Annotated in this window: 9 protein-coding genes and 1 pseudogene; 7 read left to right on the forward strand and 3 right to left on the reverse strand. The window is 71.9% G+C overall.

Going from position 1 to position 12,957, the window contains the following annotated elements; genetic code table 11:
* Nucleotides 1–25: 25 nt before the first annotated feature.
* Nucleotides 26–706: a DUF2202 domain-containing protein gene (locus tag AB0I51_RS21390; RefSeq protein WP_362977358.1), complete on the forward strand. Its 681-nt coding sequence runs from the start codon at nucleotides 26–28 to the stop codon at nucleotides 704–706.
* Nucleotides 707–790: 84 nt separating this feature from the next.
* On the opposite strand, the pseudogene AB0I51_RS21395 reads toward AB0I51_RS21390, so the two are convergent.
* A pseudogene (locus AB0I51_RS21395) lies at nucleotides 791–1,996 on the reverse strand (alkaline phosphatase family protein); the annotation flags it as partial.
* Between the two features lie 146 nt (nucleotides 1,997–2,142).
* Here AB0I51_RS21395 and AB0I51_RS21400 point away from each other — a divergent pair.
* Nucleotides 2,143–3,036 (forward strand): universal stress protein, encoded by an 894-nt coding sequence (locus AB0I51_RS21400; protein WP_362977360.1) that lies wholly within the window; start codon nucleotides 2,143–2,145, stop codon nucleotides 3,034–3,036.
* On the opposite strand, the gene AB0I51_RS21405 is transcribed toward AB0I51_RS21400, so the two are convergent.
* Entirely contained in the window at nucleotides 2,966–3,493 is a 528-nt protein-coding gene (locus tag AB0I51_RS21405) for a cation:proton antiporter (protein WP_362977362.1), read from the reverse strand. The genes AB0I51_RS21400 and AB0I51_RS21405 overlap by 71 nt on opposite strands.
* Before the next feature lie 286 nt (nucleotides 3,494–3,779).
* Here AB0I51_RS21405 and AB0I51_RS21410 point away from each other — a divergent pair, with 286 nt between their 5' ends.
* The 5 genes from AB0I51_RS21410 to AB0I51_RS21430 all read left to right on the forward strand — a co-directional run bounded on the left by AB0I51_RS21410 (nucleotide 3,780) and on the right by AB0I51_RS21430 (nucleotide 11,819).
* Complete coding sequence (locus tag AB0I51_RS21410) at nucleotides 3,780–4,661, forward strand: universal stress protein (RefSeq protein ID WP_362977364.1); 882 nt, start codon at nucleotides 3,780–3,782, stop codon at nucleotides 4,659–4,661.
* Between the two features lie 2 nt (nucleotides 4,662–4,663).
* Nucleotides 4,664–7,399: a cation-translocating P-type ATPase gene (locus AB0I51_RS21415; RefSeq protein ID WP_362977366.1), complete on the forward strand. Its 2,736-nt coding sequence runs from the start codon at nucleotides 4,664–4,666 to the stop codon at nucleotides 7,397–7,399.
* A 171-nt stretch (nucleotides 7,400–7,570) separates the two neighbouring features.
* Nucleotides 7,571–8,320 carry an ABC transporter ATP-binding protein gene (locus AB0I51_RS21420; RefSeq protein ID WP_362977368.1) on the forward strand — a complete coding sequence of 250 codons (750 nt, stop codon included), beginning with the start codon at nucleotides 7,571–7,573 and terminating at the stop codon, nucleotides 8,318–8,320.
* 20 nt (nucleotides 8,321–8,340) lie between these two features.
* Complete coding sequence (locus tag AB0I51_RS21425; protein WP_362977370.1) at nucleotides 8,341–10,785, forward strand: FtsX-like permease family protein; 2,445 nt, start codon at nucleotides 8,341–8,343, stop codon at nucleotides 10,783–10,785.
* A gap of 50 nt (nucleotides 10,786–10,835) precedes the next feature.
* Nucleotides 10,836–11,819: a metallophosphoesterase gene (locus AB0I51_RS21430; protein ID WP_362977372.1), complete on the forward strand. Its 984-nt coding sequence runs from the start codon at nucleotides 10,836–10,838 to the stop codon at nucleotides 11,817–11,819.
* Here AB0I51_RS21430 and AB0I51_RS21435 read toward each other — a convergent pair.
* Complete coding sequence (locus AB0I51_RS21435; RefSeq protein WP_362977374.1) at nucleotides 11,749–12,756, reverse strand: aminotransferase class V-fold PLP-dependent enzyme; 1,008 nt, start codon at nucleotides 12,754–12,756, stop codon at nucleotides 11,749–11,751. The two genes, AB0I51_RS21430 and AB0I51_RS21435, sit on opposite strands and share 71 nt — an antisense overlap.
* Between the last annotated feature and the right edge of the window lie 201 nt (nucleotides 12,757–12,957).

Raw genomic sequence — 12,957 nt, forward strand, 5'->3', positions numbered from 1 at the left:
TCCCACGGAACCGAGGAGGTTCGCCATGAGGCGCAACATCAAGATCGCGACAGCGGTCACCGCAGGCGCTCTCGCCATCGGCGGCGTGCTGGCGGTGGGCCCGGTGATCGCGGACCCCGGCAGTGGCGGGCCGGTGGCCGGGCAGACCATGTCCCAGAGCATGATGACGGACGCTCAGCACCAGGCGCGTCACCATGGCGGCACCACGGACGGCATTCGGCAGCACGACGGAACCTGCAACGGAGCCGCCCTGGCCGAGCAGGGCACCCTGACGGCCGCTCAGAAGGCCACGCTGGCGAGCATGGCCGATGAGGAGAAGCTCGCGCACGACCTCTACACGGCGTTCGCCGAACGCTACGACGTGCGGGTCTTCGAGCGGATCGCGTCGGCCGAGACCCAGCACCTGACCGCCGTGCGCACCCTGCTGGACCGCTACGACGTCACCGACCCGACCGCCGGAAAGTCGGCCGGTGAGTTCACCGATCCGGGCGTCCAGGCCACCTACGACCGGCTCCTGAAGCAGGGCGAGGACAGCCTGACCGGAGCCCTGAAGGCGGCCCGCACGGTCGAGACCGACGACATCGCCGCACTGAACAAGGCGCTGTCCGGACTCACCGCCCCGGACACTCGCCAGGTGTACACCAACCTGCTCGCCGCCTCCGAGAGGCACCTGACGGCATTCGAGCACTGGATCGCCGACGAGTAGGACGAGCAGGACGAGCAAAGGGAGACGGTCCCGGCCTGTACCTGGCCGGGACCGTCTGGGTTCGTCGGAGAGAGGCCGTGGGGCCTACACGGCCGCTGTCGGGGTCCCCGCACGCGCGCTGCGGCGGCGCAGCGCGAACGCGGTGGTCATAGTGCCGGCGGTCAGCAGACCCGCGCCGATCGCGATCGCCGGCGTGTTGGAGGCGGCCTGGCTGGCGGCGACGTTCTGGGCCTTCAGGTCCTGGACGTATGCCGGGTACGGGGCCGTGGTGGCCGTCGACGCCGTCTGGGAGTAGTGCGGGATCCGCTTGACCGACTGCACTGAGCCGTTCGTGTTCAGCAGCACCTGCTTGTTGTTGGGGTGCTTGAAGTCGAACATGTGGGTGAGGCTGCCGGCCCGCTGGTCGAAGGACGCGTCTCCGATCCGGCCGGTGTGCCAGTTGTTCTCGATGAACCGGGTGATCGACGTCTGTTCGGTGGGCGTGTGGTCGATCTTGTTGACCTTGCTGTACGGCGAGATGACCAGCAGCGGCTGCCGGGTGCCCGGTCCGCAGCGGTCCGCGTAGCCGCCCTTGGCGGCCGGACCGGCCTGGCAGGCCGGGCTGTCGAGGGCCTTGCCGTTGGAGCCGATGGTGGAGTCGGTGGAGCCGTTGCGCACCGTGGAGGTCACGTGGTCGTACCAGCCGTCGGAGTCGTCGTAGGCGATGACGACGGCGGTGGACTTCCACTCCGGGGACTGCTGGATCGTGTTGATCTCCTTGATCAGGAAGTTTTGCTCGTCGGTCGGGTCGGAGTAGCCGGCGTGCCCGTCCTGGTACTGGGCCGCCTTCAGGAAGCTGACTGCGGGAAGGCTGTCGGCCTTCAGCGCCGCGTCGAAGTCCGTGAGGTCGTAGTTGTGGTTGGCGCGCCCGTTGTGGCCGATCTCGGCGATGGACTTGGGGGCCAGGTGGTGCGGGTTGGACGTCGACTTGTAGTACTCGAACGGCGAGTGGTGCGGGCTGTAGTCGACCACCGCTGCGCCGCCGGCGTTGGTGTGGGTGGTGCCGGCGCACTTGGCGTAGTCGCCGCTCTTGCCGTCCCAGGCGGTGCTGGGCCGGAAGCCGCCCTGGAACCAGCCCCAGCTCACGCCCTTGTTGTTGAGCAGGTCACCGATGTTCTTGCCCTGCATCGCCGCGAGCGCGCTGGTCGCGGTGTGGTCCTTGTCCGAGCAGTCGTCGTAGGCCGGGTCGGGGTCGTTGACGACCGTGCCGATGCCCTTGGCGTTCGGGGAGACCACGGTGTACGGGTCCGGGCGGCGTCGGCGTCGGCGTCGAGGCTCTTCCCGCCTTGCGGGGAGGCGGTGGTCGGCCCGGGTAGGGCCATCAGGCCCCATGGCAGGGAGGGGTGGCCGGTGCGAGCCTGAAGGCGGAGGGACATTGGCGTCTGGAGGTAGGCGACATGGTGACGAGCGGGCTGGTGGTCGTGGGCGTGGACGGCTCGGCCTCGAGTCTTGCCACGGTGGACGTGGCGGCACGCGAGGCACGGCTGCGCGAGGCGGGACTACGGGTCGTACATGCGTTCCTGTGGCCGCCGACGCACGTGCCGGTGGGGCCGTGGCCGCTGGGGCCGCCCGACGGCGGGATCCGGAACATGGTCGAACATTTGGTGGCCGAGGCGGTGGAGCGTGCTCGTAAGACGGCACCGGAGGTCGATGTCAGCCACGTCGTGGTGACCGGTGAACCGCTGACGGTCCTGGAGGCCCAGTCGCGTGCCGCCGAGCTGGTCGTGGTCGGCTCCCGGGGAATGGGCGGGTTCGTCGGACTGATGGTGGGATCGACGGCGGTGCATCTGGTGGCGCATGCGCGGTGTCCTGTGCTGGTGGTGCGTGAGCAGCCGAGGGTCGAGGGGCCGATCGTGCTGGGTGTGGACGGCTCGACAGCCGGCGAGCGGGCGGTGGACTTCGCCTTCGCCGAGGCGGCGTTCCGCAGGACCGGCTTGACCGCTCTGCACGCCTGGACCACGTGGAACGCGCCGCTGCCTGCGCCGCAGGATCCGTCCCTGCCGTACGCGAACCCGCCGGGCGCGCTGGCAGAGGAGGAAGGCCGCCTGCTGTCCGAGGCACTCGCCGGCCACCAGGAGCGGTATCCGGAGGTGGCCGTCGAGCACAGGGTGGCGCATGGCAGGACGCGGGAGGCGTTGATCGAGGCGAGCCGGTCCGCCCAGCTGATGGTGGTCGGGGCGCGGGGGCGGGACGGGTTCGCGGGCCTGTTGATGGGGTCGGTCAGCCAGGCTCTGCTGCACCATGCGCACTGCCCGGTGGTGGTGGTGCGGGGAGCGGGCGAGTATCAGTGACGGCCGTGGTCCGCAGGGAAGGGGCTGCGGGGCGGGTCGGGGTGAAGCGGGCCAGCACGGGTCCGCACACGGCGAGGATCAGCACGTAGGCGGTGACGAGGGCCCCGAGGCGCTGTTGTGCGGTGCCGGCGAGGCCGACGATGACGACGGAGAACTCGCCGCGGGCGATCAGGGCGGTTCCGGCCCGCAGTCGGCCCCGTCGGCCGGCGCCGTCGCGGCCGGCGGCGTACCAGCCGGCGGCCGGTTTGGTGGCCGCTCCGGCCACGGCCAGCGCGATGGCGGCGGGCAGCATGGGCAGCAGGTCACCGGGATCGACGGACAACCCGAGGGCGAGGAAGAACACGGCCGCGAACAGGTCGCCCGAGCGCTGTGCGACGACGCCGATCCGGTCGCCCTCGCGGTTGACGAACTCGTAGCGCAGGCCCACGCCGGGCAGCAGTACCTCGTTGACATCCACACTCGATCACCCTCGTCAGCCATGGTCCGGTACGTGTGCGAACCCGTACCGCCGGTGCGCCGTGTGCAGACGGGCGGCAGGTGCCGGTGGGCTCCGGGACGACGGTTGCGGTGCCCGGTCTGATCGGTACGGCGTGCTGTCAGTGTCGTGGCCGTTCGCGGGGAACCGGCAGGGCCGAGCGGTCCCTCGCGCGACCGGATGGCCCCTGGCGCCGCGAAAGGGGCACATCGACCCTGGGTGTTGAAAGCGGCTGCCGCCGGTGACGCCACGGAGACGGGAGTGCGCCATGAGCGATGCGGTGATCGTCGGAGTGGACGGTTCCGCCTCGGGTTTCGACGCGGTCGATCTCGCCGCCCGTGAGGCGCACCTGCGCGAAGTGCCGCTGCGGATCGTGCATGCCCTCGGCCGCCCCTCGGCGCGTCTGCCGACCGGTGCCACACCGTGGGACCCGGGGGACCGCGGCCTGGAGGCGATGGCTCACGGGGTGCTGGCCCGCGCCGAGGAACGGGCGCACGAGGTGGCGCCGGGCATCGGGATCACACGGTCCGTGGTGGCCGGTGAGGCGTTCGAGGTGCTGGAGATCGAGTCGCGTTCGGCGGTGCTGGCGGTGGTCGGCGACCGTGGCCTTTCCGCCTTCGCCGGGCTGCTGCTCGGTTCGACGGCGGTGCATCTGGCCGCCCATGGTCGCTGCCCGGTGATGGTGGCGCGCGGACGCGCCGCCCCGACCGGTCCGGTGCTGTTGGCGGTGGACGGCTCCCTTGCGGGGCAGGCGGCGGTGGAGTTCGCGTTCGCGGAGGCCGCACTGCGCAAGGCGCCCCTGGTGGCGCTGCACGTGTGGAACACCTGGAGCGAGAGAGCTTACGAAGGCCCCGGCGACCCGCTGACCGCCGTCGTGGTGGACGCCGCCCACCTCCGAGAGGCCGAGCAGCACCTGCTGGACGAGACGGTTGCCTCCGGCCAGGAGGTCTTTCCGCAGGTCGCCGTGGAGCGGCGCCTGGTGCGCTCCCGCATCCGCCCCGCCCTGATCGACGCCAGCCGGCAGGCGCAGCTGGTGGTGACCGGGGCGAGGGGCCGCGGCGGCTTCACCGGTCTGCTGCTGGGCTCGGTCAGCCAAGCCCTGCTGCACCACGTCCACTGTCCCGTCACCGTCGTCCGCGGCAAGGAGTGACCATGTCACGGCAGACCCCCACCACCACCGGGCCCGAGGCGGTCGCCAGCCAGACGGAACCGGTGGCGGACGCCTACCGGCGGGAGGCCGCCGAGGTGGCGGACCTGCTCGGTGTGGCACCGGCCACGGGCCTGGCCACGGACGACGTTCAGCGGCGGACCGACACCTGGGGAGCCAACGAACTGGCCGAGCCGGTCCGCAGGCCGCAGTGGCTGCGCCTGCTGGACCAGTTCCGCAACTGGCTGATCGGCATGCTGCTCGTCGCCGCAGTGGTCGCCGGGATCATCGGAGACATCAAGGACGCCTTCGTCATCGCCGTCGTCCTCACCGTCAACGCCATCCTCGGCTACCTGCAGGAACGCCGCGCCGAGCGCAGCCTGGAGGCGCTGCGCCAGATGCTGGTGCCCACCGCCCGGGTGCGCCGCGACGGTGAGGTGTTGGTGGTGCCGGCGCGGGAGCTGGTGCCCGGCGACGTGGTCCTGCTGGAAGCCGGTGACCGTGTACCGGCCGACGGGCGCCTGGTGGTCGCCGCCTCGGTCGAGGCCGCAGAGGCCGCGCTGACCGGCGAGTCCCAGCCGGTCGCCAAGACGACCGCGCCCAGTCCCGCTGACGGCGCCGAGGCCGTGCCCGTCGCCGAGCGCACCGGCATGCTCTTCATGAACACCGCGCTCACCCGTGGCCGCGCCGAGGTGATCGTCACCGCCACCGGCATGCGCACCGAGGTCGGCGCGATCGCCGAGGCGCTGCGCACCGGCGGCGAACCGCCCAGCCCACTGGCGGTCCAGATGGACAGCCTGGGCCGGCGGCTGGCACTGGTCAGCGGCATCGCCGTGGCCGCCTACGCGCTCGTCGCCCTCGTCCGCGGCGAGGACCTGGCCGACCTGGCGCTGCGGGCGGTGGCCCTGGCGGTCGCCGCGATCCCCGAGGGACTGCCCGCCGTCCTCGCCCTCACCCTGGCCCTGGGCGTCCACCGCATGGCCCACCGCGGCACCATCGTCAAACGCCTGGCCTCCGTGGAGGCGCTGGGCTCGGCGACCGTGATCTGCAGCGACAAGACCGGCACCCTGACCCTGAACGAGATGACCGCCCGCGCCCTGTGGACCGCGGGGCGCGTGTACGAGGTGACCGGAGAGGGCTACGACACCGTCGGCACCGTACGCTCCACCGACGGCGACAACACCACACAACTGCACGACGCGCTAAGGCCGTTCGTGCTGTGCAACGACGCCCGCCTCACCCCGGACGGCATCATCGGCGACCCCACCGAGGCGGCCCTGCTCGTACTCGCCGCCAAGACCGGCCTCGACACCGAGGCCCAGCGCCTCCGTTCGCCGCGTGACGGCGAGGTGCCCTTCGACCCGGCCGCCAAGTACATGGCCACCTTCCACACCGACGCCGACGGATCCACCCGCATCCACGCCAAGGGCGCCGTCGACGTCCTGCTGGACCGCTGCACCCACCTCCTGACCGACCAGGGGCCCGCCCCGCTCACCGCGGAGCGCCGCCGGGAGGCCGACGATGCCGCCCGGCGGATGGGCCGCCAGGGTCTGCGCGTCCTCGGCGCCGCCACCGCGGTCACCGACCAGCCGCACCCCGACGACGTGACGGGACTGACCCTGACCGCGATCGCCGGAATCGCCGACCCGCCCCGCCCCCAGGCCCGCGACGCCGTCGCCCTCGCCCGGGCGGCCGGCGTCACCGTCAAGATGGTCACCGGGGACCACGCCGACACCGCCACCGCCATCGCCCGCGAACTCGGCATCACCGGCGAGGTCGTCACCGGTGCCGAACTGGCCCGGATGAGCGAGCACGACCTCGCGGCCCGCATCGAGGACATCGGCGTCTTCGCCCGCGTCGCCCCGGAACACAAGGTCACCATCGTGCGGGCCCTCTCCGAGGGCGGCCACATCGTGGCCATGACCGGCGACGGCGTCAACGACGCCGCCGCCCTGCGCGCCGCGCACATCGGCGTCGCAATGGGCATCACCGGTACCGACGTCGCCAAAGAGGCCGCCGACATGGTGCTCACCGACGACGACTTCTCCACCATCGTCCGCGCGGTGCGCGAGGGCCGCTCCATCTACGACAACATCGTCACCTTCGTCCGCTTCCAGCTGTCCACGAACATCGGCGCCATCCTCACCCTGCTCGTCACCGTGCTGGCCGGGCTGCCCGCCCCCCTGTCGGCGATCCAGCTGCTGTGGGTCAACATCATCATGGACGGGCCGCCCGCCATGGCCCTGGGAGTCGATCCCCCGCGGGGCAACGTGATGCACCGCCCGCCCCGCTCGCCCGACGAACGCATCCTGAACACCCGCCGCCTGACCGACATCGCCCGCTCCGGCGCCGTCATGGCTACCGGCACCGTGGCCGTCTTCGCCGCCGCCCGTCAGCTCACCGATGCCGCGACCGCGGCCACCATGGCCTTCACCACCTTCGTCCTGTTCCAGCTGTTCAACGCCCTGGTCGCCCGCAGCGAGGACGACCCCGTCCTGGGCCGGTACCAGCTGCACAACCGCACCCTGTGGATCTCCCTGGCCGCAGTCCTCGTCCTCCAGGCCGTCGCCGTGCAGGCGCCGTTCGCGCAGGGCGTCTTCGACACCGTCCCCCTCGGCGCCGCGCAGTGGGCGATCTGCCTGGCCACCGCCTCCACGGTGGTCCTGACCGAACACGCCTGGCGGGCCGGGCGGGCGTGGCTCTCGCGCGCCGCCCGCGCCCAACGCCCGCCCCGGGGGTGACAACCTCCGGCCGACGGTCGATGGGTCCAACGGCAGGAAGTGGAGGCCCAGTGGCACTGGGCGGCGTTGCAGTGGGGGGTTTAGCGTCGGCCTGAGGACGTACGGACGGAGGCGGGAGAGCGTCACATTGCCGCGCGAGCAGCCGCGGACCAAGGTCGGGAGGTGGCCTGCATGGACACCGTGGTCGGCACGGCCGACCGTGCGGCGACGGGCACCCGGATCGACCTGGACGACGTGTGCCGCCGTTACCGGGTGGGCCAGACCACCGTCACCGCACTGGAGGACGTCAACCTGCACGTGGACGAGAACGCCTTCGTCGTCGTGCTCGGCCCCTCCGGCTCGGGCAAGACCACGCTGCTCAACCTGATCGGAGCGCTCGACGCGCCGAGCGCGGGCCGGATCCGCATCGCCGGGCAGGACATCACGGCCGCCGGGCCGCGGTACCTGCAGCGCTTCCGCCGCCACACCGTGAGTTTCGTCTTCCAGAGCTTCAACCTCTTCCCCGGCCTCACCGCCTTGGAGAACGTGCAGTTCGGCGCCGATGTCACCGGCCGGCAGAACGCGGTACGACTGGCAGCGGACACTCTGGGCCAGGTCGGCCTGGGCGACCGGGTACGGCACTTCCCCCACGAACTGTCCGGCGGAGAACAGCAACGGGTCGCCATCGCACGGGCGTTGGCCACCGGCAACCCGGTGCTGCTGGCGGACGAGCCGACAGGCGAACTGGACTTCCGGACCGGAGTGCAGATCCTGGGGCTGCTGCGGGAACAGGCCGCGGAGGGCAAGACGGTGCTGGTGGTCACGCACAACCGGGAGATCTCCCGGGTCGCCGACCGAGTCGTCGAGCTCTCCAGCGGCCGTGTCGTCAGCGACGGACCGCCGTCGGCAGGCCGCGCCGACGTCTCCGAGCTGCGCTGGTAGCGCTGGGAGGTGATGCGCCGATGAGCAGTCGGCTGATCTGGCTTCGCTGGTCCTGGCGGGATCTGCGCCGGCGGTGGGTGCTGGTGCTGGCCATAGCCCTCACCATCGCCCTGGGCACCGGCGCCTACGCGGGCTTCACCGGCACCGCCGACTGGCGTACCCGGTCCTACGACGCCAGTTACGCGAAGCTGGACATGCACGACGTACGCGTGACCCTCACCAAGGGCACGACGGCGCCCGCGGGGACACTGCGGCACCTGGTCGCCCGCATACCGTCGGCCGACCGCGTGAGCGGGGTCGCCGAACGCCTCACGGTCCCCACCCAGGTCGACGCGTCACGCGGCGGGCGCGAGGTGCTGGTGGCGGGCCGTCTGGTGGGCGCGGCCACCGGCGCGGAGGTGGACCGCGTCCATGTCTACGCGGGCCGACAGGTCCGCCCGGGCGAGAGCGGCAGTCCGATCGCGGTGCTGGAGCGCGCCTTCGCCCGCTACTACGACCTGCCGTCCTCCGGCACAGTACGGATCTCGGGCGGCACCCGTGTGCGGTACGTGGGCCAGGGCACCGCGCCCGACTACTTCAGCCCGGCCGCGGACAGCGGGATCCCGATGATCGGCGAATCCAGCTTCGCGGTGTTGTTCGTGCCGCTCGCCATCGTACAGCGCCTGGGCGACGCGAAGGGGCAGGTCAACGAGGTCGTGCTGACCCTGGCCCCCGGCACCGACCAGAAGGCGGTCGCGGGCCAGTTGGAGCGGGCACTCGGCCAGGGCCCCACTTCGCTGTCCGGCACCGTGACCGTCCGCGACGACGAGATCGGCTACCACGCGCTGTACGAGGACATCAACGGCGACGCCCGGTTCTTCGACGTCATCGCCCTGCTGTTGCTGCTGGGGGCGGCGTTCGGCGCGTTCAACCTCACCAGCAGGGTCGTCGAGGCACAGCGCCGGGAGATCGGCATCGGCATGGCGCTGGGAGTGCCGCGGTCGCGCATCGCCGCCCGGCCGCTGCTGCTGGGCGTCCAGGTCGCGCTGCTCGGTGTCGCCCTCGGGCTCGGCGTCGGCGTGATGGTCAGCCGGGCCATGGCCGGGCTGCTGACCGGACTGCTTCCCCTGCCCGTCTGGGACACCCCCTTCCAGTACCGCACCTTCCTGTACGCAGCCCTGCTCGGCTTCGCCCTTCCGCTGCTGGCTGTGGCTTGGCCCGTGTGGCGGGCGGTCCGCGTCCGCCCCGTCGACGCCATCAGGGTCGGTCACCTGGCCGCACGCGGCGGGGGTCTGGCCCCGCTGCTGCGCAGGCTGCCCGTCCCCGGACGCGGCTACCGGCAGATGCCACTGCGCAATGTGCTGCGCACACCGCGCCGGACGGCGCTCACTGCACTCGGGATCGGCGCGGCCGTCGCCATCATGATCACCGTCTTCGGCATGCTGGACTCCTTCGCGGCGATGCTCGGCGACAGCGAACAGGAGGCGACCCGGGGCGGCAGCGGTCGCGTCATCGCCCAGCTCGACGGCTACCACGCCGACAACTCCGCCCAGGTGCGGGCGGTGGCCGCCGTGAACGGAGTGGACCACGCCATGCCTCTGCTGACCATGCCCGCCACCGCCCGCAACGGCAACCGCAAGACCGTCACCCTGCTGGTCGAGTTGCGTGACCTCGGCGGCGGGATATGGCGGCCCACACTCACCGCAGGCAGCCTCGCAGAGCACCCCGGCGGTCTGGTGCTCTCCGAGAAGGCCGCGCACGACCTCGGCGTCCGGCCCGGCGACTCCCTCGTCCTCCGCCACCCCCGGCGGTCGGCGCAGGGCACGTTCACCCTCGCCGACAGCCGAGTCACGGTCGCCGCCCTGCAGCCCAACCCACTGCGCACGGTGGCCTACCTCGACCGGTCCCGCACCGACCTGTTCGGACTCGCCGGCACCGCCAACGCCGTCGAGGTCCTTCCCACCCCCGGCACCGAACCCGACCACCTGAGGCGGACCCTGTCCGCCACCCCCGGTGTGACCGCAGTACAGACGGCCACCGAGACCGTGGACGCGCTGCGCAAGGGCGTCGAGGAGTTCACCGGCATCCTCGACATCGCCGCCGGCGTGACACTCGCCCTGGCGGTACTCATCGCCTTCAACGCCGCGAGCATCTCCGCCGACGAACGCTCCCGGGAGAACGCCACCATGTTCGCCTTCGGACTGCCCGTCCGCACCGTCCTGACCATGGCCGTGGCCGAGAGCGCCCTCCTCGGCGCGCTCGGCACCGCCGCCGGAATCCTGATCGGCCAGGGCATCGACCGCTGGATGGTCCAGGTCCAACTCGCCCGCACCATGCCGGAGATCGGCTTCGACGTCACCCTGGCCCCCGGCACCTACCTGACCGCACTCCTGCTCGGCATCGGAGCCGTGGCACTCACCCCGCTGCTCACCACCCGCCGCCTGCGCCGCATGAACATCCCCGCGACCCTCCGAGTCGTCGAATGACCGCGCAGCGGTCACCGGGGTCCGGGTGCGGTCACAGCGGGAGAGGGACCGTGAAGGCCGGCCTCACGAGGAGGGACGAGCACGCCCGCCCGCGCCCAGACCGTGGCCGCCGCCCGCCCTCGCGGCTGCTCCGCCGCATTGCCCTGGGCGCAGCCGCCGTGGTCCTGCTGTCGGCCACCGACTGCAGCGGACAGCCCGGCCCCGCTGCCGGTACGACACCTCCGCTCCCGTCCGCCGCGGCTTCCGACGCCCCACGGGGTGCAGAGCACGTACGGTCGGGCTTCGTCGCGTTCGGGGACTTCGGCACCGGCGGCGCGGCGCAGAACGCGGTCGCCCGGGCCATGGAGCGCTGGGCCCGGACCGGACACCGGGTGGACGCCCTGGTCACCACCGGAGACAACGTCTACCCCGACGGGAACCCGCACTTGTTCGCGCCCCGGCTCGACCGGCCCTACAGCGCCCTGCCACGCCCGATGTGGATCACCCTCGGCAACCACGACGTTCTGCACGGGCACGGGAGTGCCGAACTACGCCACCTGGGCCTGCCGAACCTGCCGTACGCGAAGCAACTGCCCGGCATCCAGGTGCTGTTCCTCGACGCCGACCACCCCGACGCCGCCCAGACCCGCTGGCTGGAGGACCGCCTGTCCGCCTCCGGCCCCCCGGTGCGCATGGTGGTCTTCCACCAGCCCGCCTGGTCCTGCTCGCGGCACGGCTCCACGCCGGCGGTCGACACCCGATGGGTTCCCGTCCTGGAACGCCACCGGGTCACGCTCGTTCTGAGCGGCCACGACCACAACTACCAGCGATTCACCTCCGCGCGCGGCGTCACCTACATCGTGACGGGTGGAGGCGGCGCCCCGCTGTACCCCATTGCGTCGGGCTGTCGGACCCCGCACCGCGCGGCCGCCACCTCACGCCACCACTTCACCGCCGTCGAAGCCACCGCGACCCGCGTGACCGTCACCGCGGTGGGTGAAGACGGCGGTGTCCTGGACCGCACCGTCCTGCCCGTGCCGCGGCCGCACCGGTGACGCGCCCGAGCACGTGCCATCGCCGACCGGGGCACATCTGCCTGAATTCCGCCCGGCATCCGCGCCGGGCGCACGCCTCCTTGTCCGTGATGCGGACCGGCGAGGGCGCGTGGGTGCTGTTGTGGCAGGCCGAACCGGCCGAAGCGGCGATCTCCGGTACGGCCGTGAGGAGTTCATGACCGAGGACGCTGTCGACCATGACGTTGAGAGTGTCGGGCAGGCGCGGCTCCACCGGCCGTCGAGCCGCACCCGACGCGGGAAAGGCATCGACGAGCCGGGCGTGGAGGCGGTCGGGCAGCCGGGCCATGTGCTCGGGGCCGCCCCCGGCCAGTTCTGCGGCCGTACCGAGTGCGACGGTGAGAGCGATGTTCTCCGTGCCTGCCCGCAGCCCGCGCTGCTGACCTCCGCCGTAGACAGAGCAAGGGTTCCAGGACTGCACCGTGGCGGTGCGCAGGGCGGCCACGCCCTTCGGGACGTACATCTTGTGCCCGATCACCGCCCGCCGCTTGAAGTGGCAGTACGTCGTCATCGCCGGGGTCGCCACGACGGCGGCCGTCGTGGGCCTCGCCCCGCCTGTCGTCTTCCAGGACTCCGCATCCGCCGCCTCCACGAAGACCGCCAAGCTGTCGGCCACCGACCGCATCAAGCAGAACCCGCCGCCCGCCCTGTTCACCGACTCCCAGGTCGCCGGTATCTCCCGGCTGCTGACGGCCCAGAAGCACACCGCCGACACCCACTTCGCCCAGTGGACGAAGGCCCACGGCACCACCCACGACGACCATGCCTTCACCACCTGGGCCGAATCCGAGGTGCCCGCCCCGCCGAACCAGGCCGTCCGCACCACGGAACTGCACCAGGTCCAGCAACTCGCCAAGACCCGCAGTGCAGCCGGGAAGAAGGCCGCGACCCGGCTTGAGGTCCACGGCAAGAAGGACATCTGGAAGCTCTACGGCCACGACCAGCGCGAACTGCTCCCCCAGGCCGAAGGCAACGCCGACAAGGCACAGCTGAAGTCCGCCCTCAAGATGGCGAAGACCATCACCGACCAACTGGCCGCCCGCTACAAAGCCCCGCCCTCTACGTCCTCGACCCGGCCCTGCGGCCCGACAAGCACGTCAAGGCCGGGCAGAAGGGTCCC

The organism is Streptomyces sp. NPDC050549 (assembly GCF_040655035.1).
Classification (GTDB): Bacteria; Actinomycetota; Actinomycetes; order Streptomycetales; family Streptomycetaceae; genus Streptomyces.

Coding starts and splice junctions, on each gene's coding strand:
- AB0I51_RS21390 (WP_362977358.1), top strand. CDS start 26: ATGAGGCGCAACATCAAGATCGCGACAGCGGTCACCGCAGGCGCTCTC.
- AB0I51_RS21400 (WP_362977360.1), top strand. CDS start 2,143: ATGGTGACGAGCGGGCTGGTGGTCGTGGGCGTGGACGGCTCGGCCTCG.
- AB0I51_RS21410 (WP_362977364.1), top strand. CDS start 3,780: ATGAGCGATGCGGTGATCGTCGGAGTGGACGGTTCCGCCTCGGGTTTC.
- AB0I51_RS21415 (WP_362977366.1), top strand. CDS start 4,664: ATGTCACGGCAGACCCCCACCACCACCGGGCCCGAGGCGGTCGCCAGC.
- AB0I51_RS21420 (WP_362977368.1), top strand. CDS start 7,571: ATGGACACCGTGGTCGGCACGGCCGACCGTGCGGCGACGGGCACCCGG.
- AB0I51_RS21425 (WP_362977370.1), top strand. CDS start 8,341: ATGAGCAGTCGGCTGATCTGGCTTCGCTGGTCCTGGCGGGATCTGCGC.
- AB0I51_RS21435 (WP_362977374.1), bottom strand. CDS start 12,756: ATGTCCTTCTTGCCGTGGACCTCAAGCCGGGTCGCGGCCTTCTTCCCG.